Source organism: Delftia sp. Cs1-4, assembly GCF_000214395.1.
Lineage (GTDB): Bacteria > Pseudomonadota > Gammaproteobacteria > Burkholderiales > Burkholderiaceae_C > Comamonas > Comamonas acidovorans.
The window spans coordinates 1657387-1678717 of sequence record NC_015563.1; the positions used below are offsets into that span (position 1 = coordinate 1657387).

The window sequence follows — 21331 nt, forward strand, 5'->3', positions numbered from 1 at the left end:
TTGGCGCTATTCTTGCCGCTGGTTCGCGGGCCGACAAGGCGATGCGGACCTCTCCCCACTGTTGATGAGTGAACCTGTATGCCGATACGCCTGGGCCTGGCCGCCAACCGAATCCACCACCAAACCGAGGATGCCGCACTGTTCGGCTGGCTGCGCGCCTGCGAGTCCGGCATCCGCGAGCTGCAGCTGGGCCTGCATGCCGTGGGCCGTACCTTCGACGCCATCCAGGCCGCCGGCATGCTGGCGTCCTACCGGGGCCTGCGCCGCTATCCCTATGGCCGCGAAGGCGGGCTGATGAAGCTGGTGGCTGAGGTGGTGGGCGTGGAAGGCGACGAGCGCACGATTGACGGCGCCATTTATCTGACCGACCCGGTCGATCCGTCCTCCATCTTCCCCGAGGCCGTGGCGCTCAAGCGCCAATGCGTGATCCACGGCAAGCCCTTCCTGTCCACCGTGGCCTCGGCGCGCGACTGGATCGAGATGGAGCGCATCCATGCCGGCCTTCCCAGGGATGCGGGCGCGCAGCGCTTCCACGACTATGCGCAGCAGACGCTGGCGCTGATCGCCCACGATGCGCTCAAGCCCACCATGCTGGATTTCGCGGCGCGCAACTTCGAGCTGCTGTCGCGCTTTGGCCGGCGCGTGGGCACGGGCACCACGGGCCAGCGGCTCAACGAAATGGCCTGGAGCCGTGGCTGGCCCGAGGACCGGCCCTGGGTGGACCGCTACAACAGCGGCCCGCTGGGTGGCGATGCGCAGATCGCCGACCTGGTACTGGACCGCCGCTGCCAGCGCGTGATCTTCTTCGAGGACCCGCATGTGGCGCGCCAGCACGAGGCCGACATCCAGCTGCTGGAGCGCGCCGTGACCACGGTGACGCACGACACGGTCTGCACCACTTCTCCGGCCGTGGCGCAGCGCTGGTGCGATGCGGCCTTGATGCGCCGCTGAAACCTTCGTCACGCAGACGACAGCCCGCCGGCCTGCGGGTGGGCGAACACCCGTGACCGGCCGAGGGCTTTCTGCAAGACTGGCCGTTTCCAAAACCAAGGAGACAACGATGGTCAGTCCGCTCTTTCGGCGTTCCCGGTATGCCATGGCCCTGCTGGCGCTGCTGCCCGGCTGGGCTGCAGCCCAGGCCCCCGCAGCGCCCGCGCTGCCGCCGCCCGACAGCGTGCGCCTGGAGCAACTGGGGCTGATGCAGGGCTTTCCTCCGGCCGCAGACAAGCGTGTGGATGTGTCCAACGGCTACCGCTATCCGCAACTGCGCTGGGTGGTGCAGCACCTGCGCGAAATCCAGCCCACGCAGAACATCCGGCGTGGCGCGGCGGCGCCCTCGGCCCTGCCCGAAGCGCCCATGGCCCTGGGCGGCCTGCGCTTTGACGACGACAAGGGCCAGCCCGTCACCGTGGACCAGTGGCTGGACCGCACCTATACCGACGCCATCGTGGTGCTGCACAAGGGGCGGGTGGTCTTCGAGCGTTACCAGAACCAGATGCAGGCCAGCTCGCCGCACCTGCTGTTCTCGGTCACCAAATCGTTCACCGGCCTGATGGCCGCGCAACTGGCCCACGAAGGGCGCATCGACCCCCAGGCGCTGGTGACGAAGTACGTGCCTGAGCTGGAAGGCTCGGCCTGGGGCGACATGACGGTGCGCCAGGTCATGGACATGACGGGCGCCGTGCGCTTTCGTGAGGACTACACCGACCCCAAGACCGAGATCTTCGGCTACTCCTGGGCCTCGGGCATGCTGCCGCGTCCGCCCGGCTACGCGGGGCCGACCAATGTGTACGACTTCCTCAAGACGCTGCCCAAGGAAGGCACGCATGGCGAGGGCTTTGTCTACCGCACCGTGCACTCCGAGGTGCTGGGCTGGATCGTCTCGCGCGTCACGGGCCGGCGCTGGAGCGATCTCATGAGCGAGAACATTTGGCAGAAGCTGGGCATGCAGGAAGACGCCTATGTGATGGTGGACAGCACCGGCACGCCGCTGCAGGGCGCGGGCCTGAACGCCACGGCGCGTGACTTGGCGCGCGTGGGCGAGATGCTGCGCCTGGGCGGCAGCTTCAACGGCCAGAAGATCTTCGACAAGGCAGTGCTGGACGACATTGCGCGCGGCGGCGACCGCGAGCAGTTCAAGTTCCGCGGCATCCAGGCCGCGCGGCCCGGCTACAGCTACCGCAACCAGTGGTGGGTGCTGCACAACGCCGATGGCGCCTACGAGGCCGCCGGCATACACGGCCAGTTCATCCACGTGAACCCGGCCGCGCAGATGGTGGTGGTCAAGCTGTCATCGCACCCGGTGGCGGGCGCTGCCTTCACGCATGCGCTGACGCTCAAGGCCTGGGCGGCGCTGGCCGATGCGGTGCGCGACAGGTAGCAGGAACAGGTAGCAGGCAGGAAAAAAGGCAGCGTGCGCAAACACGTTGCCTTCGGCCCGTGGGCAGGCCGGGCCGGCTTCTGACCGCCTGGCACGGCCCGCAATGGAGCGCATGCGTCAGACCTGGCGGCGCCGCATCCGGGTCATGCCGAACAGGGCCAGCAGGGCCGACATGGCTATCAGGCACCACTGCGACAGGGTGGGCACCGCGGTGGTGGTGGCGGCTGCCGCAGGCATGGCCACGACCACGGGGTCGAGGATGGCGCCGTCCTGGGCTCCGTCATCGTCGCCATCGCCGCCGTCCGTGACGGTGTAGCTGGCAGTGCCACCATTGAAGCTGGAAATCTTCACCCACTGGGCAGGCGTTGCCAGCGGCTTCCATTTCAGCAGAACGGCACCAGCGGGCACGTCTGCATGCGTCACCTGCATGGTCAGCGTGTCGCCGATGGTGCAGTCCCGGGTCTCAAACTCCAGCACGGGCCTGGGCATGTCGGGCACGGCTGTGAAGCCGGCGGGCAAGGGGCCGGGCAGGGCGCTGGTGAATGCGACATGGCGGAAGGTGCAGGTGCCATTGGGCTGGCCTTGCGTGAACTGTGTCCTGCTCGTTCCATCGGCGTGCTGTGTGAGGCCGAGAACAGTCACGGAGACGGTGCCGGTTGCGGCTGCGTAGTTCAAGGGATCGCTGCTGGCCTTGGTCCCCCGCACGACGCAGGTGCCGGTGGCCGTGCCGGTCAGATGGTTGCCGCTGACCGTGCATGGCCCGCTCAGGAGCTGGAAGGCGGGGACGGCATTGCCTATGCCGCCGCTCAGGGCCAAGGTAGTGGTTTCGCCCACGGCGACGGCTGTCGGCGTCGCGGTCACGGTGGCTGCCTGGGGCTCGGGGATCTTGATGGGATTGAGCGTGTAGCTGCGGTCCAGCGTATTGGCTTTGCTGTCGGTGACCCGGACCGTGAACGAGGTGCTGCCTGCGGCCGTGGGCATGCCGCTGATCGTGCCTGTGGCGGGGTCCAGTTCAAGGCCTGCAGGCAGCGCTCCGCTTTGCAGTGCAAACGTGTAGGGTGCGCCCAGGCCGCCGGTTGCCGTCAGCGTCCGGGAGTACAGGCTGCCGACCTGGGGGCTGGGCAAGGTCGAGGGGCTGATGCTCAGGGGAGTGAAGGGTTCGACGGAAACGGACTGCAGGTCCACGCCCACGATGTCGGTGGCCGAGAAAGTGATCTTCACGGCGCCGCTGTTGGTGATGGGCTCGTCCAGCGTGATGGTGGAGATGCCCACAGGCGCCGTCTTGCTGTACGTCACGGCGCCCGATGTGATGGTCAGTGGCAACGGATTGGCCGTGCTGTTGCGCATCACGAATGACTGGAAATTGATCTTTCCGGAGAGAGCGGTCACGGACCAGGAGGCAAAGGGATAGGCCGCGCCGCTGATGCGAAAGCTCATCCAGCCGCTGCTGTCGGTTCCGCAGCGGATGACGCCACTGGTCATCTGTGCAGAGAAAAGATAGCTGGGCGATGAAGGCGTCGTGTCAGTCGTGGATATGCAGTAGCCGTTGGCATCCAGATTGGGTTTGAAGCCGAGGGATTCATAGGCGAAGGCATTGCCCAGTGACAGGGCAGCGGCGCCGACGAGCAGCGCTTTGGTGATGGGTCCAGGGAGCATAGGGAACGGGGGTGGAGACAGGGCGCGCTGAGTGTCCTCTCCCGTTAGCCGGCGAATCTGAGCAATTCTGAGAATTGGCTTTCAGTGGCCAAGGCCGTCGCACTTTCTGTGGTGCGGCCCAGCCATGAAAAAAGCCCATGCAGCAGGCTGCATGGGCTTTCGTCAGGGATGGGGAGCGCTGATGCTCAGATCACGCCCTGGGCCAGCATGGCGTCGGCCACCTTGACGAAACCGGCGATGTTGGCGCCGTCGATGTAGCTGACCGTGCCGTCCTCGCGCTTGCCGTACTTCAGGCAGGCGGCGTGGATGCCTTGCATGATCTGCAGCAGGCGGGCATCGACTTCCTCGGCCGGCCAGGACAGGCGGGCCGCGTTCTGGCTCATCTCCAGGCCCGAGGTGGCCACGCCACCGGCGTTGCTGGCCTTGCCCGGGGCGTACAGCACGCCGGCCTTCTCGAAGGCCTTGGCGGCTTCGATGGTCGAGGGCATGTTGGCGCCTTCGGCCACGCAGACCACGCCGTTGGCGATCAGCACCTTGGCGTCTTCCTCGGTCAGTTCGTTCTGCGTGGCGCAGGGCAGGGCCACGTCCACCTTCAGGTGCCACGGCGTCTTGCCGCGCAGGAATTCGGCGCCCACCAGCTTGGCGTACTCGTCCACGCGGCCGTAGCGGTGGTTCTTCACATCCATCAGGATGGCCAGCTTCTCGGTGGTGAAGCCGTCCTGGTCATACACGGTGCCCGAGGAGTCGGAGACCGACACCACCTTGGCGCCCAGTTGCAGGGCCTTCTCCACGGCGTACTGGGCCACATTGCCCGAACCCGAGACGGAGACGGTCTTGCCTGCGAAGGACTGGCCGCGCGTGGCCAGCATTTCCTGGGCGAAGTAGACGGTGCCGTAGCCGGTGGCTTCGGGGCGGATCAGCGAGCCGCCGAAGGACAGGCCCTTGCCCGTGAACACGCTGGCGGCGCTGTTGGACAGCTTCTTGTACATGCCGGCCATGAAGCCCACTTCGCGGCCGCCCACGCCGATGTCGCCTGCCGGCACGTCGGTGTCCGGGCCCACGTGGCGGAACAGCTCGGTGACGAAGGCCTGGCAAAAGCGCATGACTTCAGCGGGGCTCTTGCCCTTGGGATCGAAGTCCGAGCCGCCCTTGCCGCCGCCCATGGGCAGCGTGGTCAGCGCGTTCTTGAAGGTCTGCTCGAAGGCCAGGAACTTGAGCACGGACAGCGTGACCGAGGGGTGGAAACGCAGGCCGCCCTTGTAGGGGCCGATGGCCATGCTGTGCTGGATGCGGAAGCCGCGGTTGACCTGCACATGGCCCTTGTCGTCGGTCCAGCTCACGCGGAACATGACCACGCGCTCGGGCTCGACCAGACGCTCCAGCAGGCCGAGTTCGGCGTACTTGGGGTTCTTCTCGATGAAGGGCCAGAGGCTTTCCATCACTTCGGTGACGGCTTGCAGGAATTCGGGCTGGCCGGGGTTGCGTTGCGCCACTTCTTCAAGGAATTGGCCGACGGACTCGTACTTCATGGAAAAACCTCTGACTAAAAAACGGCTGCGGGAAGGGGTGAGTGCAAACCAAAATTATGCCAAAAAGTTATGCCGTCATGCATCGTTTTGGTGAACGGTGCCCGTGCTTGGTGCCTGAATGCCGTTTTTCGGTGCATTTCCAGAGAGGTGCCGACGGTATTTGGTGCATGGGCAGGGCCTGCGTGCCGCAGTGAGCGGGCAGGCCGCGGCCTGGATCAGCCGTATCCGGTGGCGTGCATGGTCATGGTGAATGGGAATGGCTGGCGCCATGCCAGCTGACATGAAGAGTGGCTAGGAAGGCCTTGCAGCCGGACGGGGCTTGGGCCCGCCCGGCCCTCTCATCTCCGGCCTTTCAGCTGCGCTGCAGCTGGGGATGGCGCGCGAACAGGTCGGCCGCCCAGTCCACGAAGGCCCGCACCTTGGCGCTGAGGTGGCGGTTGGGCGGATAGACGACGTGAATGGGCAGCGGCGGCTGGGTCCATTCGGGCAGGACCTCGACCAGTTCGCCGCTGTCGATCAGCGGCTGGGCAAAGGCCGTGACCAGCTGCGCGATGCCAAAGCCCGCCAGCACGGCGGCCGTGTAGGCATTGCTGTCGTTGGCCGCGATGCGGTAGTTGCCCGCCACCTCGATGGATTCATCGCCCCGCTGGAATTCCAGCGGGTACATGCGCCGCGTATGGCCCGAGAAGAAGGCGACGATCTGGTGCTTCGTATCCAGCTCGGAAGGGTGCTGGGGCACGCCGTGGCGTGCCAGGTAGGCGGGCGAGGCCACGGTGACCCAGTTCATCGAGCCGATGCGCCGCGCCACCAGGGACTGGTCGCTGAGCTCGCCCCCGCGGATCACGCAGTCCACGTTGTCGCTGATCAGGTCCACCAGGCGGTCGCCCACGCCCAGGTCGATCTGTATGTCGGGGTAGCGTTCGCAGAATTCGGTCAGCGCCGGAATGATGATCAGCCGGGCCATGGAGCTGCCCACGTCCAGCCGCAGCCGCCCGCTGGGCGCGGTCTGGGTGTTGACCATGCTGGCTTCGAGATCGTCGAAGTCGTTGAGCAGGCGTGCCGCGCGTTCGTAGTAGGCCGCGCCATCGGGCGTGACGGTGACGCGCCGCGTCGTGCGGTTGAGCAGCTTGACGCGCACGCGCGCCTCCAGCGCCTGTATCTGTTTGGTGACCGTGCCCTTGGGCAGGTCGAGCGAATCGGCGGCGCGGGTGAAGTTGCCGGCTTCCACCACGCGAACGAAGACACGCATGGCCTGGATCTGGTCCATGGAAAGTTGCTCCTGCAGCGCCCGGCAAGGGAATGCCGGCTCGGCGGAATTCTCACATGCGCGGTATCGGGCGATTGTTCGTGAAACGGAAACAGAGCGATGGCTGCGTTGCTATTTCAGACATGGCCGGCGCCGCCTATATTCCAACCATCGACCATTGCCGCAGGTTCGCGCCATGTCCACTTCCCCGTCGCTTCCGAATGGCCCCGCCGCCGGGGCGCAGATTGCCGAAACAGAATTCTCCATCGAGCTGCCCGAGCACGGCACCGTGGCTGCGCGCGCCTATGGCCAGCGCAGGCCCGGCACGGTCTCGCCGCTGGTGCTGCATTTCCATGGCGGCACCTTTGTCTGCGGCACGCTGGACAACGGGCGCTACATCGGCCGGCTGCTGGCCGAGGCGGGCGCCGTCGTGGTGTCGCTGGCCTACCCGCTGGCGCCCGAGCATCCGTTTCCCCAGCCCATCGAGGTGGGCTACGCCGTGCTGCAGTGGCTGTACAAGCACCGCGTGAAGATGGCGGGCAAGGGCGCGCCGCTGTTCCTCGCGGGTGAAGAAGCCGGCGGCAACCTGGCCGCCGCCGTGGCCGTGATCTCGCGCGACCGCGGCCATCCGCCGCTGGCGGGCCAGATCCTGGTGTCGCCCATGCTCGATCCCTGCACCGGCACCGCCTCGCAGCGCGAGGCCACGCCCGAGGCCGGCGAATGCCGCTGGGCCACGGGCTGGCGCGAGTACCTGAGCTGCCCCAAGGACGCCATGCATCCCTATGCCGTGCCCGGCAGCTCGCTGCGCCTGGCCCAGCTGCCGCCGGCCCTGGTGCTGGTGGGTGGTGACGACCCGCTGCGCGACGAGGCCCAGGCCTATGCGGCCCGCCTGCGCGCGGCCGGGGTGACGGCCAGCAGCCATGTGCTGCCCAGCGCGTCGAACTGGCCGCAGGCCCTGTCCGAGGCCGAGGCCTGTACGGCCTGCAGCGCCGCCGTGTTCCAGCATGTGCATGACTTCTTCGAGGCCACCATGAACAAGCCCGCAGCACCGGGCTAGGCCCCGCGCCGCCGCAGCCGGCGACACCTGCTGCCCCGTTTTCCCCTTCCGCCTTCCCGGCGCGTTCAGGCGCCGGGCGGGCATCGTGTTCCCTGAATTTCGCAAAAAAACACCATGTCCACCGAATCCACCTCATCCTCTTCTTCCCCTTCTTTCGCTTCGGCCCAGCGCAAGGGCTGGAGGCTGCCTGCCGCCGCTGCGGCCATCCTCGCCGTCAGCGCCGGCCTGTTCGGCCTGCATGGCTTCGACGCCAAGGCCGATGACGCGCCCGCCAGCGCCCAGCCCGCCGCCACGCCCGTGTCGGTGGCCACGGTCGCCGAAAGCGAGGTCACCGCCTGGGACGAGTTCTCGGGCCGCCTTGAAGCCGTGGAGCGCGTGGACATCCGCTCGCGCGTGGCTGGCGCCGTGCAGGCCGTGCACTTTCGCGAGGGCGCGCTGGTCAAGCAGGGCGATCTGCTGATCACCATCGACCCCGCACCGTATGCGGCCGAGGTCGAACGTGCCGAAGCCCAGGTGGCCTCGGCCCAGGCGCGCCAGTCCTATGCGCGCAGCGAGCAGGAGCGCGCACGCCGACTGTGGGACGAGCGGGCGATTGCCCAGCGTGAGCTGGACGAGCGCATCAACGCAGGCAGCGAGGCCGAGGCCAATCTGCGCGCGGCCCAGGCGTCCCTGCAATCGGCGCGGCTGAACCTGGGCTACACCCAGGTGCGCGCCCCCGTGTCGGGCCGCATCGGCAAGCGCGAGATCACCGTGGGCAACCTGGTGGCCGCAGGCCCGGGCGCGCCGGTGCTGACCACGCTGGTCTCGGTCAGCCCCATCTATGCGAGCTTCGATGCCGATGAGCAGGTCATCACGCGCGCACTCAAGGAGCTGGGCGGCGGCGCGGGCAACCGCGCCAAGATCGACAGCATTCCCGTGCAGATGGGCACGGCCACGGCCGGCAGCACGCCCTTCGAAGGCCGGCTGCAGCTGATCGACAACCAGGTCGATGCCCGAAGCGGCACGGTGCGCGTGCGCGCGGCCTTCGACAACAAGGACGGCGCCCTCATGCCCGGCCAGTTCGCCCGCATCCGCATGGGCCAGGCGCGCGACAGCAGCATGCTGCTGGTCAGCGAGCGCGCCATCGGCACGGACCAGAGCAAGAAGTACGTGATGGTGGTGGGCGGCGACAACAAGGCCGTCTACCGCGAGGTGGCCCTGGGCGCCTCGGTCAACGGCCTGCGCAACGTGACCCAGGGCCTGCAGCCCGGCGAGCGCGTGGTCGTCAACGGCCTGCAGCACATCCGCCCCGGCGCCCTGGTCGCGCCCAAGGAGGTGTCCATGGATGCGCGGGCCGATGCCCGCCAGCCGGGCACCCGGCAGGCAGCCGAACAAGTGGCTGACGCAACCAAGTCCTGATCTAGCCGCACACCTTTCCTGCCTCTGAAATGCCGCCTGACCGCAGGCGGCATGGGCCGCGCTTTGCCGTGGCGGAGCCAAACACCATGAACCTATCCAAATTCTTCATTGACCGGCCGATCTTCGCAGGCGTGCTTTCGCTGCTGATGCTGATCGCCGGCCTGATCGCCATGGGCGGGCTGCCGATCTCGGAATACCCCGAGGTCGCGCCGCCGTCCGTGGTGGTGCGCGCCCAGTACCCGGGCGCCAATCCCAAGGTGATCGCCGAGACCGTGGCCACGCCGCTGGAAGAGCAGATCAACGGCGTCGAAGGCATGCTCTACATGGGCAGCCAGGCCACCAGCGACGGCGTGATGACGCTGACCGTCACCTTCCGCCTGGGCACCGACCCCGACAAGGCGCAGCAGATGGTGCAAAACCGCGTCTCGCAGGCCGAGCCGCGCCTGCCGGAAGAGGTGCGCCGCCTGGGCATCACCACGGTCAAGAGCGCACCCGACCTGACCATGGTGGTGCACCTGGTCTCGCCCAACCAGCGCTATGACATCAACTACCTGCGCAACTACGCGGTGCTGAACGTGAAGGACCCGCTGGCGCGCATCGAAGGCGTGGGCCAGATCCAGATCTTCGGCGGCGGCGACTACGCCATGCGCGTGTGGCTGGACCCGCAGAAGGTGGCGCAGCGCGGCCTGTCGGCCAGCGATGTGGTGGCTGCCATCCGCGGCCAGAACGTGCAGGCTGCGGCCGGCGTGGTCGGCGCCTCGCCGGGGCTGCCGGGCGTGGACATGCAACTGTCCATCAACGCCCAGGGCCGCCTGCAAAGCGAGGAGGACTTCGGCGACATCATCGTCAAGAGCGGCTCCGACGGCGCCGTGACCCGCCTGCGCGACATCGGCCGCCTGGAGATGGGCGCGGCCGACTATTCGCTGCGCTCGCTGCTGAACAACGACCCGGCCGTGGGCATGGGCGTGTTCCAGGCGCCGGGCTCCAATGCGCTGGAGATCTCGGCCAACGTGCGCAAGACCATGGAGGCCCTGAACAAGAACATGCCCGAGGGCCTGGAGTACCGCATCGCCTACGACCCCACGCAGTTCGTGCGCGCCTCCATCGAATCGGTGGTGCACACGCTGCTGGAGGCCATCGTGCTCGTGGTGCTGGTGGTGATCCTGTTCCTGCAGACCTGGCGCGCCTCCATCATCCCGCTGCTGGCCGTGCCGGTGTCGGTGATCGGCACCTTCGCCGTGCTGCATCTGCTGGGCTTTTCCATCAACGCGCTGAGCCTGTTCGGCCTGGTGCTGGCCATCGGCATCGTGGTGGATGACGCCATCGTCGTGGTCGAGAACGTGGAGCGCAACATCGAGGCGGGCCTCACGCCGCGCAACGCCACCTACCGCGCCATGCGCGAAGTGTCCGGGCCCATCATCGCCATCGCCCTGGTGCTGGTGGCGGTGTTCGTGCCGCTGGCCTTCATCAGCGGCCTCACGGGCCAGTTCTACAAGCAGTTTGCGGTGACCATCGCCATCTCCACGGTGATCTCGGCCATCAACTCGCTGACGCTGTCGCCCGCGCTGGCGGCCCTGCTGCTGCGCGGCCACGATGCGCCCAAGGACGCGCTGACGCGCGGCATGGACCGGGCCTTCGGCTGGCTGTTCCGCGGCTTCAACCGCATGTTCCACCGGGGCTCCGAGGCCTACAGCGGCGGCGTGGGCCGCGTGATCTCGCGCAAGGCGCTGATGCTGGCCATCTACCTGGCGCTGATCGCCGTGACCTTCGGTCTGTTCAAGGCCGTGCCTTCGGGCTTCGTGCCCGCGCAGGACAAGCAGTACCTGATCGGCTTTGCCCAGTTGCCCGACGGCGCCACGCTGGACCGCACGGACGAGGTGATCCGCCGCATGGGCGAGATCATGAAGGACAACCCCAACGTGGAGGACACCATCGCCTTCCCGGGCCTGTCCATCAACGGCTTCACCAACAGCTCCAACTCGGGCATCGTCTTCGCCACGCTCAAGCCCTTCGACGAGCGCAAGCGCGCCGACCAGAGCGGCGGCGCCGTGGCCGGCCAGCTCAACCAGGCCTTCGCGGGCATCCAGGACGCCTTCATCGTCATGTTCCCGCCGCCACCCGTGGCGGGCCTGGGCACGACGGGCGGCTTCAAGCTGCAGCTGGAAGACCGCGCCTCCCTGGGCTATGACCAGATGGATGCGGCCGTGAAGGCCTTCATGGCCAAGGCCTACCAGACGCCCGAGCTGACCGGCATGTTCACCAGCTGGCAGGTCAACGTGCCCCAGCTGTATGCCGACATCGACCGCACCAAGGCGCGCCAGCTCGGCGTGCCGGTGACGGACATCTTCGACACCATGCAGATCTACCTGGGCAGCCTGTATGCGAACGACTTCAACAAGTTCGGCCGCACCTACAGCGTCCGCGTCCAGGCCGACGCGCCCTACCGCGCGCGTGCCGAGGACGTGGGCATGCTCAAAGTGCGCTCCAGCTCGGGCGAGATGATTCCGCTGTCGGCGCTGATGAAGGTGGACTCCAGCTTCGGCCCCGAGCGCGCCATGCGCTACAACGGCTACCTCACGGCCGACATCAACGGCGGTGCCGCACCGGGCTTCTCTTCGGGCCAGGCGCAGGACGCCATCAAACGCATCGCGGCCGAGACCCTGCCCAAGGGCATCGACTTCGAATGGACCGACCTGACCTACCAGGAAATCCTGGCCGGCAATTCGGCGGTGATCGTGTTCCCGCTGGCCCTGCTGCTGGTCTTCCTGGTGCTGGCTGCGCAGTACGAGAGCCTGACCCTGCCGATTGCCATCATCCTGATCGTTCCGATGGGTCTGCTGGCGGCCATGACCGGCGTGTGGCTGTCGGGCGGGGACAGCAATGTCTTCACGCAGATCGGGCTCATCGTGCTGGTGGGGCTGAGTGCGAAGAACGCCATCCTGATCGTGGAGTTCGCACGGGAGCTGGAGTTCGAGGGCCGCACGCCCATACAGGCCGCCATCGAGGCCAGCCGGCTGCGCCTGCGCCCCATCCTGATGACTTCGCTGGCCTTCGTCATGGGCGTGCTGCCCCTGGTGCTGTCCACGGGCGCCGGCTCGGAAATGCGCCGTGCCATGGGCGTGGCCGTGTTCTCGGGAATGATCGGGGTGACGGCCTTCGGCCTGTTCCTGACGCCCGTGTTCTACGTGCTGATGCGCCGCCTGGCAGGCAACCGGCCGCTCAAGCAGCATGGTCCAGAGATGGAGGAAGAGGCCCCTGCACATGCACCCGCCCACGGCCATGCCTCGGGTGGCGGCGCGCTACCCATGCCCTCTGCTGCGCGTGGCGAGCATGAATGAGCCCACACCACAAGAACAGGAACCGATCATGAAGATCCCATCGCTTTCGAAACTGTCCAGGCGTCTGCTGCCCCTGGTGGCGGCGCTGGCCCTGGCCGGCTGCGCCAGCGTGTCCCAGAGCCTGCCAGAGCTGCCGGCCGCCCCTGCCTTCAAGGAGCAGGGCGCCGCGCCGCAGGCGGGCTGGACCCAGGCCCTGCCTGCCGAAGCCCAGGCACGCGGCCAATGGTGGCTGGCCTTTGCCGATCCGGCGCTGGACGCGCTGGTGGACAAGGCCACGCTGGACAACCAGAGCATCCAGGCCGCGGCCGCACGCCTGGCCGAGGCCCGCGCCCTGGCGCGCAGCGCCAATGCCGAGCGCCTGCCCCAACTGGGCCTGGGCGCAGGGGCCACGCGTGGCGCGGGGCTGGACAAGGCCTCGGGCACGCGGCCTGCCACCCTGGTCAATGCGGGGCTGAACCTGTCCTATGAGGTCGATCTGTTCGGCCGCATTTCCCAGGCGGCCGACGCATCGAGGCTGGACGCCGAGGGCCGCGAGGCCCTGCTGCAAAGCACGCGGCTGGCCGTGCAGGCCGAGGTCGCGCAGACCTATCTGCAGCTGCGCGCACTGGACGCCGAGCGCGCCCTGATGCGCGAGACCGTGGAGGCCTACCGCGATACGCTGCGCCTGTCGGAGCGAAGGCTGCAGGCCGGCGACATTGCCGAGCTGGACGTGGCGCGCATCCAGGCCGAGCTGTCGGCCACCGAATCGGATGCGCTGGCGCTGGACCGCCAGCGCGCCCAGGTCGAGCATGCGCTGGCCGTGCTGGTGGGTGACTCGGCCTCGCGCTTCGGCCTGGGCGAAGGCGCCTGGACCACGGCGCTGCCCTCCATCCCAGCCGGCGTGCCGGCCACGGTGCTGATGCGCCGGCCCGACATCTCGGCTGCCCAGCGCGCCGTGTTCGCCGCCCAGTCGCGCGTGGGCGTGGCCAAGACAGCCTGGTTCCCCAGCATCTCGCTGACCGGCGCGGCCGGCCACGCCTCGCCCGAGGTTGGTGACCTGTTCAAGTGGTCCATGCGCTCCTGGGGCGTGGGCGCCTTGCTGTCGCTGCCGCTGTTCGACGGCGGCCGGCGCGAGGCCGGCGTGCAGGCCGCAGGCGCACAGCTCGATGCTGCGCTGGCCGCCTACCGCCAGCAGGCGCTGGTGGCCTTCCAGGAGGTGGAGGACCAGCTGTCGTCCATCCGCATCCTGCAGGAGCAGTCCACCGTGCAGGGCCAGGCCGTGGTGGCCGCCCAGCGTGCCACCAGCCTTTCGGACACGCGCTACCGCAATGGCTACGTCAGCCAGCTGGACCTGCTGGATGCGCGCCGCAGCGAACTGCGCAACCGCCGCCAGGCGCTGCAGGTGAAATCCGCTCAGTACCAGGCCGCCGTGGGCCTGATCCGGGCGCTGGGCGGGGGCTGGGATGTGCCGGCTGACGTGCCGGTGGCCCAGGCCGCGCTGCGCTGAGGCACCCTCAGGCCAGCACGTCGATGGAGCGGAACACGCGCTGCAGCACCGGGTCCGGGCTGTGGCGGCAGGCGTGGACCTGCTCCATGAGGTGGTGCACGAAGCGCTCGGCCACCCAGGGCAGGGGGCCGTGGCCGCGCTGGACCACGCCCACCGTGTGGGGCTCGAACTGCTCGCGCAGGGACAGCGGCACCAGGGTGCCCTGGGGCACGCCCGATTCGATCAGCGGCCAGGGGCACAACGAGAGCATGTCGCTGTGCGCGATCAGGTGCAGCAGCAGCGATGCCGAATGCACCAGGTGGATGTGGCCCACGGGCACGGGCAGGCCATGGCGCAGGAACAGGCGCCGCACCAGGTCATCCTCTTCGGGCGGGGTGTAGTTGAGCAGCCAGTCGCAGTCCATCAGCTCGGCCAGCGAGCGCGCGCCTGCCAGCGGATGGCCGGTGCGGGCCACGACGGTGGCGTCATAGCGGAACAGCGGCGTGCCATGCAGGTCGCCGCCTGAGGGCCCCGAGGGCACGCGGCCGATCAGCAGGTCCAGCGTGCCTTCGCGCAGGCGCGGATGGGCCACGGCCGACAGGCCCTCGAACAGCTCCAGCCGCACCTGGGGCAGTTCGGCGCGGAAGGCGCGCAGCACATGGGGCAGCAGGCTCTGGCCCACCCAGGGCGTCACGCCCACGGACAGGCGCGCCACGGCGCAGGTGTCGCGCAGGCGGGCCATTTCATCCTCGGCCTGGGCCATCTGCCCGGTGATCAGTTGGGCGTGGCGCAGCAGCGTGCGCCCGGCCGGCGTGAGGACGATGCCGCTGCTCTGGCGCTCGAACAGCGCAAGGCGGTGGCCTTCCTCCAGTTCGCGCAGGGCCTGGGTGATGGCCGACTGCGTGATGCCCAGCGCGCGTGACGCGGCGCGCACGCTGCCGCAGCCAGCCACGGCGACGAGGTAGCGCATCTGGTGCAGCTTCATGGCGGGACCGGCATCGGGGTGGGGCTGGGAATGCATGGGCCGATCTTGCAGGTTTCGTGCCATGTCTGCCATCCCTGCCATTGCTGTGATCGGCGCATGCCGGGGGATGACCGGCAATGCCTGGCAGGGCAGGCGCTGGCGGTCTTCCACCCGCTGCCCACGCTTCCTAGACTGCGGGCATGAACATTGACCCGCCCGTTTCCACCATGGCCGAAGCCGCCGATCCGGTGCTTGCCGGCATTCGTGCCACGCAGGCCGAGATGGTGGCCCTGCGCCATCACCTGCATGCCCATCCCGAGCTGGCCTTCGAGGAGTTCGCCACCAGCGACTTGGTGGCCGAGCGCCTGGCCTCCTGGGGCTATGAAGTGCACCGGGGCCTGGGAGGCACGGGCGTGGTCGGCACGCTGCGGGTCGGGGCAGGCACGCGCCGGCTGGGCCTGCGCGCCGACATGGACGCGCTGCCCATCCACGAGCAGACCGGCCTGCCCTACGCCAGCCGCCACGCGGGCCGCATGCATGCCTGCGGGCATGACGGCCACACCGCCATCCTGCTGGCCGCCGCGCGCGAGCTGGCCCAGGCGCACGGCTTCGACGGCACGCTGCACCTGATCTTCCAGCCGGCCGAGGAGGGCCTGGGCGGGGGCCGCAAGATGGTGGAGGATGGCCTGTTCGATCTGTTCCCCTGCGATGCCATCTTTGCGCTGCACAACATGCCGGGCTTTGCCGAGGGGCAGTTCGGCTTTCGCGAGGGATCGTTCATGGCTTCGTCGGACACGGTGATCATCACCGTGCGCGGCAAGGGCGGCCATGGCTCGGCCCCCCATCTGTCGGCTGACCCGGTGGTGGCGGCGGCCCACCTGGTGCTGGCGCTGCAGACCGTGGTCTCGCGCAATGTCGATCCGCGCGACATGGCCGTGGTCAGCGTGGGCGCCATCCATGGCGGCGATGCGCCCAACGTGATCCCTGGCGAGGTGGAGCTGCGCCTGTCCGTGCGCGCCTACCGGCCCGAGGTGCGTGCCCTGCTGCGCGAACGCATCACCGCGCTGGCCCATGCCCAGGCCGCCACGCTGGGGGCCGAGGCCGTGGTGGACTACCGCTGGCGCTATCCGGCCTTGGTCAACGATGCGGCCAGCACGGCCTTTGCCCGCGAGGTGGCGCGCGACTGGCTGGGCGAGCAGGGGCTGATCGCCGACCTGCAGCCACTGACGGGCAGCGAGGACTTCTCCTTCATGCTCGAACAATGCCCGGGCAGCTACCTGATCGTGGGCAACGGCGTGGGCGACACGCATGGCACGGGCGGCTGCATGGTCCACAACCCCGGCTACGACTTCAACGACCGCATCCTGCCGCTGGCAGCCACCTACTGGGTGAAGCTGGCCCGGCGTTTTCTGTCCGCCGCCTGAGGCGCCGCGCCCGCACCGGATTCCTTTCACGACTTCACCTGCGATTGCCACCATGCGCACTGCATTTCCTCTCTCCTCCGAGGCCCGCCAGGTCCTGAGCCGCCGCAGCCTTCTGGGCGCCGCTGCGCTGGGGCTGGCCCTGCCGGCTGCTGCACAGGTCGGCTTTCCTGCCAAGCCCTTGAAGCTGGTCGTCGGATACCCGGCCGGTGGTTCGGTGGACCTGGTCGCCCGCGTGGTGGGCGATGCGCTGGCCGCGCGGCTGCGCGGCACGGCGGTGGTGGACAACGTGGGCGGGGCGGCGGGTGCCATTGCGGCCCAGCGCGTGACCTCGGCACCGACCGATGGCTATACGCTGCTGGTGGGGGCCAGCAACGAGCTGGTGGCCACGCGCATCGTCAACCCCGCGCAGCGCTACGACGGCCGCCGCGATTTCACGCCGCTGGGCCTGGTGGCCACCGGCCCGCTGATCCTGGCCGCACGCCCGGGCCTGGGCGTGAAGAGCATGGCCGACTTGCTGGAGCTGGCGAAGCGCCAGCCCGGCAAGCTCAGCTACGGCAGCTCGGGCGTGGGATCGACCCTGCATTTCGCGGGAGAGCTGTTCAAGCAGCGCGCGGGTGTTTCCATCACCCATGTGCCCTACCGCGGCGTGGCGCCGTTGACCAGCGACCTGGCGGGCGGCAGCCTGGACCTGGCCATGCTCTCGCCCACGGCGGCGCAGCCGTTTTTGCAGAGCGGGCGCATCGTGCCGCTGGCGGTCACCAGCGCGCAGCGCCTGTCCGCCTTGCCCCAGGTTCCAGCCATGGCCGAACTGGCGCCGCTGCGCGGTTATGAATTGGTGGGCTGGTTTGCGCTGATGGCGCCGCGCGGGCTGCCCGCCGCCACCGCGCAGCGCATCACGGCGGCCCTGCAGGAGGCGCTGGCCGAGCCCGCCGTGCGCAAGCGCCTGGAAGATGCAGGCATGGTGCCCGCCTCCGGCCGCGAGGACCTGGCGCGCCTGATCGCCGAGGAAGACCGCAAGTACGAGCAGCTCGCGGCCTTCGCGAACATGCGCGACTGACGGTGTAGACGGTGTAGACGGTGCTGACGGCGCTGGCGGCAGCCGCGCAGGTTCAGCGACCGCGCAGGAACAGCGCGTCCAATTCCTTCATGCTCATCTGCCGCCAGGTGGGGCGGCCGTGGTTGCATTGGTCGGAGCGCTCGGTGACTTCCATCTGGCGCAGCAGGGCGTTCATCTCGTCCAGCGTCAGGCGGCGGTTGGCGCGCACGGCGCCGTGGCAGGCCATGGTGGCCAGGATCTCATTGCGCGCGCGCTGCACCACGGTGCTGGCGTCGTGCTGGGCCAGTTCGGCCAGCACGCTGCGCGCCAGCTCCACGGCATCGCCCTGGGCCAGGGTGGCGGGCACGGCACGCACGGCCAGCGTCTTGGGCGAGAAGGGGGAAACCTCCATGCCCAGGGCCTGCAGCGTGTCGCCATGGGCCTCGGCCGTGGCCACTTCCTCGGGTGTGGCGGCGAAGGTGGCGGGAATCAGCAGCGGCTGGCTGGGGATCTGCTCTGCCGCGTTGACGGCATTCTTGAGCTGCTCGTAGACGATGCGCTCGTGCGCCGCATGCATGTCCACCACGACCATGCCCTGGGCGTTCTCGGCCAGGATGTAGACGCCGTGGATCTGGGCGACGGCGCGACCCAGGGGCCAGATGGTTTCCTCGGCAGCGGCAGGGGTGTCCGCTGCCGGGGGCGTGAAGTTCGCAGGTGAAGGCTCGGAGACGGTGACTGGCCGGGGCTGTGCGGCGGGTGCGTAGCTGGCGGGCACATCGCCGGCAGGCCATTGCACGCCGGGCGTGTCCACCCCGACTTCGGCAGCACCGGCAGCCTGCATGGCCGTCTGGGCAGGAAGCGCCACAGGGGCCGGCGCGGGTTCACGCATGGGTGCCCACAGGCCCGCCATGTTGCTGACCTTGTGGCCGCCCTGTTCATCGCCAAAGCTCATGCGCGCCTGGGGCCAGGCGGGAGCCGCCACCTTGGGCGCGGTGGCCGGTGCGGCAGGGGCCAGCTCCGGGGTGCGGGCGGCTTCCTCGGCGGCAGCGGCGGCGGCGGCGGCCGCGCGCGGGGCCGCCAGCGCATTCTCTATGGCGTGGCGCACGGCCTGGTGCACCTCGCGGCTGTCGCGAAAGCGCACCTCGATCTTGGTGGGGTGCACGTTCACGTCCACGCGCGCAGGGTCGATCTCCACATACAGCGCATAGACAGGCTGCTTGTGGCCGTGCAGCACATCCTCGTAGGCGCTGCGCGAGGCGTGGGTCAGCACCTTGTCGCGCACGAAGCGGCCATTGACGTAGCAGAACTGGTGATCGGGCCGGGAGCGCGCCGCATCGGGAATGCCCGCGCGGCCCGTGACGTGGACGGCGCCCGACCAGTGCTCCACCGTCACGGAGTTCTGCACGAAGGCGTCGCCCAGCACATCGCCCAGGCGGCGCGCAAGGGCTTCATCCGACATGCTGCCGGCGGCACGCCACTGCTCGACCAGCTTGCCCTCGTGCCAGATGGCAAAGCCCACGTCGGGCCGGGCCAGCGCATGGCGGCGCACGGACTCGATGCAGTGGGCCAGCTCCGTGGCGTCGCTCTTGAGGAATTTGCGGCGGGCCGGCGTGGAGAAGAACAGCTCCTTGACCTCGACCGTCGTGCCCTGGTTGCGGGCGGCCGGGCGCAGCTCGCCGCTGCGCGCATCGAGCAGATAGGCCGAGTCCTGGCCCGCAGGGCGCGAGAGGATGGACGCCTCCGACACCGAGCAGATGGCCGCCAGCGCCTCGCCGCGAAAGCCCATGGTGGCCACGGTCTCCAGGTCGTGCAGGTCGGTGATCTTGCTGGTGGCATGGCGGCGCAATGCCACGGGCAGCTCATCGCGCGGGATGCCGCCGCCGTCGTCCTCCACCGAGATCAGCCGCACGCCGCCGGCCAGCAGCCGCACGTTGATCTGGCGGGCGCCCGCATCCAGTGCGTTGTCCACGAGTTCGCGCACCACCGAGGCAGGGCGCTCGACGACTTCGCCGGCCGCGATCTGGCTGATCAGCTCGTCGGGCAGGTCGCGGATGGGGCGGCGGGGGAGGGTGTCGGAGGAGGGGATGGATGCGTTCACGCGGCAATTCTAGAGGCTGGCATCCACCGCTTGCGGGCTGTGGGAATGGGGTGTGCGGCGTCGGCGCCCGCAAAAAAAAGGAGCCGCGAAAGCGGCTCCAAGAGGCGTCCCCGGCAACAAAGGCCGGAGCCGGGGGCACTCTTTGAATGAGGGTGGCTGCAGGGTCAGCGGCGGCGGCCTGCGCGGTCGCTGTTGCTGCCCATCTGGTTGCCGACCAGCGCACCGGCAGCGGCGCCGCCCACGGTGCCCAGCGTGGTGCCGAACAGCGCGCTGCCCAGCACGCCACCGGCCACGGCGCCCACGCCCGTGCCCAGTTGCGCATTGTTGGGGCGGTGGGCGCAGCCGCCCATCGCGAGCGCGCCGGTCAGCAGGGCGGCGATGGCCAGGGTGCGGCCCATCGTGGAGCCGGACTGGCGTTCGGACTTGTGCGCGAAAGTGCGAAGGGTCTTGTTCATGGCTTGCTTCCTTGTGTCTTGGCGATGGTGGTGAGGCCGGGCCGGCATTGCCGACGGCATGGAAGCACTTTGCCTGCAAAAAGCTGACGCACTCATGAGTTTTTCGTAGAGTTTTATCAAGTTGTGTAACAAAACAAGCTTGATTTCAAGCATTTGTAGATTCCTGCAAGCGCCGGTGTGTGCGATGGCGTGAACCGCTCCGGCTCGGCCGTGGGGGCATGTCGGCGAAGTACAGTACGGGCCGGTGCGGCGCCCGCCGCGGAGGACTCTCTTTTGGAAATCATTCAGTTCCTGATCGACTTCATCCTGCACATCGACAAGCATCTGGAGGCCTTTGTCGTGGCCTATGGACCCTGGGTGTATGCGCTGCTGTTTCTCATCGTCTTCGTGGAGACGGGCGTGGTGGTCATGCCCTTTCTGCCCGGCGACTCGCTGCTGTTCATCGTCGGCGCGCTGTGCGGCGTGGGGCTCATGGACTATTCGATCGCCTGCACCGTGCTGCTGGTGGCGGCCGTGCTGGGCGACCAGTGCAACTACACCATCGGCCGCTACATAGGGCCCAAGGTGTTCCAGTGGGAGGGCTCGCGCTGGTTCAACCGCCGCGCCTTCGACCAGGCCCACGCGTTCTACGAGCGCTATGGCGGCATCACCATCGTGCTGGCCCGCTTCATGCCGTTCATCCGCACCTTTGCGCCCTTCGTGGCCGGGGTGGCCGCGATGAACCGGGGCAAGTTCACTGCCTTCAATGTGGGCGGGGCGATTGTCTGGGTGTTCGGCATCAGCGCAGCCGGCTATTTCTTCGGCAACCTGCCCTGGGTGCGCGAGAACCTGGAGAAGATCATCTGGGGCCTGATCCTGGTGCCGGGCCTGATCGCGATCTTTGGCGCCTGGCGCGCAGGGCGCGCGCCCAAGACGGCCGCCTGAGCTTTCAGCGCATAGAAAAACCCCTTGCACCTTCATGGCGCAAGGGGTTTTTTCATGGAGCGGGAGTGGGGATCAGCGGCGGTCGTTGCGCTTGCCCACCTCGTTACCGATCAGTGCACCGGCGGCTGCACCGCCCACGGTGCCCAGCGTGCTGCCGAACAGGGCATCCCCCACGACACCACCGGCCACGGCGCCTACGCCGGTACCGATCTGTGCACTGCTGGGATTGGTGGAACAGCCGGCAGAGAACAGGGCAATGGCTGCTGCGGCGGCAATGGAATAAAGGCGTGTCTTCATGTTCATCTCCTGTGATGGCCTGCCTTGTCGCCGTGAGTGGCGTGTGGCGCAAGCACTGTGTGGA

16 protein-coding genes are annotated in these 21331 nt (G+C 68.5%); 9 read left to right on the plus strand and 7 right to left on the minus strand.

Annotated elements, in window-relative coordinates:
- Positions 1-78 precede the first annotated feature (78 nt).
- Both DELCS14_RS07355 and DELCS14_RS07360 read left to right on the plus strand, forming a co-directional pair.
- Complete coding sequence (locus DELCS14_RS07355) at positions 79-951, plus strand: hypothetical protein (protein WP_012206945.1); 873 nt, start codon at positions 79-81, stop codon at positions 949-951.
- Between the two features lie 109 nt (positions 952-1060).
- Positions 1061-2380: a serine hydrolase gene (locus tag DELCS14_RS07360; protein ID WP_013801079.1), complete on the plus strand. Its 1320-nt coding sequence runs from the start codon at positions 1061-1063 to the stop codon at positions 2378-2380.
- A 117-nt stretch (positions 2381-2497) separates the two neighbouring features.
- On the opposite strand, the gene DELCS14_RS07365 is transcribed toward DELCS14_RS07360, so the two are convergent.
- From DELCS14_RS07365 to DELCS14_RS07375, 3 genes are all read right to left on the minus strand, one after another.
- The gene (locus DELCS14_RS07365; protein WP_013801080.1) at positions 2498-4036 is read right to left on the minus strand and encodes an IPTL-CTERM sorting domain-containing protein; all 1539 of its coding nucleotides are present in this window, start codon (positions 4034-4036) and stop codon (positions 2498-2500) included.
- A gap of 185 nt (positions 4037-4221) precedes the next feature.
- Positions 4222-5565: an NADP-specific glutamate dehydrogenase gene (gene gdhA, locus DELCS14_RS07370; protein ID WP_013801081.1), complete on the minus strand. Its 1344-nt coding sequence runs from the start codon at positions 5563-5565 to the stop codon at positions 4222-4224.
- Positions 5566-5917: 352 nt separating this feature from the next.
- Positions 5918-6832: a LysR family transcriptional regulator gene (locus DELCS14_RS07375; RefSeq protein WP_012206938.1), complete on the minus strand. Its 915-nt coding sequence runs from the start codon at positions 6830-6832 to the stop codon at positions 5918-5920.
- A gap of 175 nt (positions 6833-7007) precedes the next feature.
- On the opposite strand from DELCS14_RS07375, the gene DELCS14_RS07380 reads away from it, so the two are divergent.
- The 4 genes from DELCS14_RS07380 to DELCS14_RS07395 all read left to right on the plus strand — a co-directional run bounded on the left by DELCS14_RS07380 (position 7008) and on the right by DELCS14_RS07395 (position 14090).
- Positions 7008-7868, plus strand: coding sequence for an alpha/beta hydrolase (locus DELCS14_RS07380; RefSeq protein WP_012206937.1), 861 nt, complete (start codon positions 7008-7010; stop codon positions 7866-7868).
- 114 nt (positions 7869-7982) lie between these two features.
- Positions 7983-9266 (plus strand): efflux RND transporter periplasmic adaptor subunit, encoded by a 1284-nt coding sequence (locus DELCS14_RS07385; RefSeq protein WP_013801082.1) that lies wholly within the window; start codon positions 7983-7985, stop codon positions 9264-9266.
- 86 nt (positions 9267-9352) lie between these two features.
- Entirely contained in the window at positions 9353-12604 is a 3252-nt protein-coding gene (locus DELCS14_RS07390) for an efflux RND transporter permease subunit (RefSeq protein WP_013801083.1), read from the plus strand.
- A gap of 28 nt (positions 12605-12632) precedes the next feature.
- Positions 12633-14090: an efflux transporter outer membrane subunit gene (locus DELCS14_RS07395; protein WP_013801084.1), complete on the plus strand. Its 1458-nt coding sequence runs from the start codon at positions 12633-12635 to the stop codon at positions 14088-14090.
- A gap of 7 nt (positions 14091-14097) precedes the next feature.
- On the opposite strand, the gene DELCS14_RS07400 is transcribed toward DELCS14_RS07395, so the two are convergent.
- Positions 14098-15090 carry a LysR substrate-binding domain-containing protein gene (locus tag DELCS14_RS07400; RefSeq protein ID WP_013801085.1) on the minus strand — a complete coding sequence of 331 codons (993 nt, stop codon included), beginning with the start codon at positions 15088-15090 and terminating at the stop codon, positions 14098-14100.
- Between the two features lie 143 nt (positions 15091-15233).
- Between DELCS14_RS07400 and DELCS14_RS07405 the strand changes: the two genes are divergently transcribed.
- Both DELCS14_RS07405 and DELCS14_RS07410 read left to right on the plus strand, forming a co-directional pair.
- Entirely contained in the window at positions 15234-16457 is a 1224-nt protein-coding gene (locus tag DELCS14_RS07405; RefSeq protein ID WP_013801086.1) for a M20 aminoacylase family protein, read from the plus strand.
- A 52-nt stretch (positions 16458-16509) separates the two neighbouring features.
- On the plus strand, positions 16510-17514 hold the full coding sequence (locus DELCS14_RS07410) for a tripartite tricarboxylate transporter substrate binding protein (protein WP_013801087.1): 1005 nt from the start codon (positions 16510-16512) through the stop codon (positions 17512-17514).
- 52 nt (positions 17515-17566) lie between these two features.
- On the opposite strand, the gene mutL is transcribed toward DELCS14_RS07410, so the two are convergent.
- Positions 17567-19591: a DNA mismatch repair endonuclease MutL gene (mutL, locus tag DELCS14_RS07415; protein WP_013801088.1), complete on the minus strand. Its 2025-nt coding sequence runs from the start codon at positions 19589-19591 to the stop codon at positions 17567-17569.
- A 164-nt stretch (positions 19592-19755) separates the two neighbouring features.
- Positions 19756-20046: a glycine zipper 2TM domain-containing protein gene (locus DELCS14_RS07420; protein ID WP_013801089.1), complete on the minus strand. Its 291-nt coding sequence runs from the start codon at positions 20044-20046 to the stop codon at positions 19756-19758.
- Between the two features lie 273 nt (positions 20047-20319).
- On the opposite strand from DELCS14_RS07420, the gene DELCS14_RS07425 reads away from it, so the two are divergent.
- A complete protein-coding gene (locus DELCS14_RS07425; RefSeq protein WP_013801090.1) occupies positions 20320-20970 on the plus strand; it encodes a DedA family protein in 651 nt (216 codons plus the stop codon).
- A 72-nt stretch (positions 20971-21042) separates the two neighbouring features.
- Here the strand turns inward: DELCS14_RS07425 and DELCS14_RS07430 are convergent, their stop codons facing one another.
- Positions 21043-21267, minus strand: coding sequence for a glycine zipper 2TM domain-containing protein (locus DELCS14_RS07430; RefSeq protein WP_012206927.1), 225 nt, complete (start codon positions 21265-21267; stop codon positions 21043-21045).
- Positions 21268-21331 lie beyond the last annotated feature (64 nt).

Bases quoted from the DNA above. Each gene is read 5' to 3' on its own strand.
- DELCS14_RS07355 (WP_012206945.1), top strand. From the start codon at position 79: ATGCCGATACGCCTGGGCCTGGCCGCCAACCGAATCCACCACCAAACC.
- DELCS14_RS07360 (WP_013801079.1), top strand. From the start codon at position 1,061: ATGGTCAGTCCGCTCTTTCGGCGTTCCCGGTATGCCATGGCCCTGCTG.
- DELCS14_RS07365 (WP_013801080.1), bottom strand. From the start codon at position 4,036: ATGCTCCCTGGACCCATCACCAAAGCGCTGCTCGTCGGCGCCGCTGCC.
- gdhA (WP_013801081.1), bottom strand. From the start codon at position 5,565: ATGAAGTACGAGTCCGTCGGCCAATTCCTTGAAGAAGTGGCGCAACGC.
- DELCS14_RS07375 (WP_012206938.1), bottom strand. From the start codon at position 6,832: ATGGACCAGATCCAGGCCATGCGTGTCTTCGTTCGCGTGGTGGAAGCC.
- DELCS14_RS07380 (WP_012206937.1), top strand. From the start codon at position 7,008: ATGTCCACTTCCCCGTCGCTTCCGAATGGCCCCGCCGCCGGGGCGCAG.
- DELCS14_RS07385 (WP_013801082.1), top strand. From the start codon at position 7,983: ATGTCCACCGAATCCACCTCATCCTCTTCTTCCCCTTCTTTCGCTTCG.
- DELCS14_RS07390 (WP_013801083.1), top strand. From the start codon at position 9,353: ATGAACCTATCCAAATTCTTCATTGACCGGCCGATCTTCGCAGGCGTG.
- DELCS14_RS07395 (WP_013801084.1), top strand. From the start codon at position 12,633: ATGAAGATCCCATCGCTTTCGAAACTGTCCAGGCGTCTGCTGCCCCTG.
- DELCS14_RS07400 (WP_013801085.1), bottom strand. From the start codon at position 15,090: ATGCATTCCCAGCCCCACCCCGATGCCGGTCCCGCCATGAAGCTGCAC.
- DELCS14_RS07405 (WP_013801086.1), top strand. From the start codon at position 15,234: ATGAACATTGACCCGCCCGTTTCCACCATGGCCGAAGCCGCCGATCCG.
- DELCS14_RS07410 (WP_013801087.1), top strand. From the start codon at position 16,510: ATGCGCACTGCATTTCCTCTCTCCTCCGAGGCCCGCCAGGTCCTGAGC.
- DELCS14_RS07420 (WP_013801089.1), bottom strand. From the start codon at position 20,046: ATGAACAAGACCCTTCGCACTTTCGCGCACAAGTCCGAACGCCAGTCC.
- DELCS14_RS07430 (WP_012206927.1), bottom strand. From the start codon at position 21,267: ATGAAGACACGCCTTTATTCCATTGCCGCCGCAGCAGCCATTGCCCTG.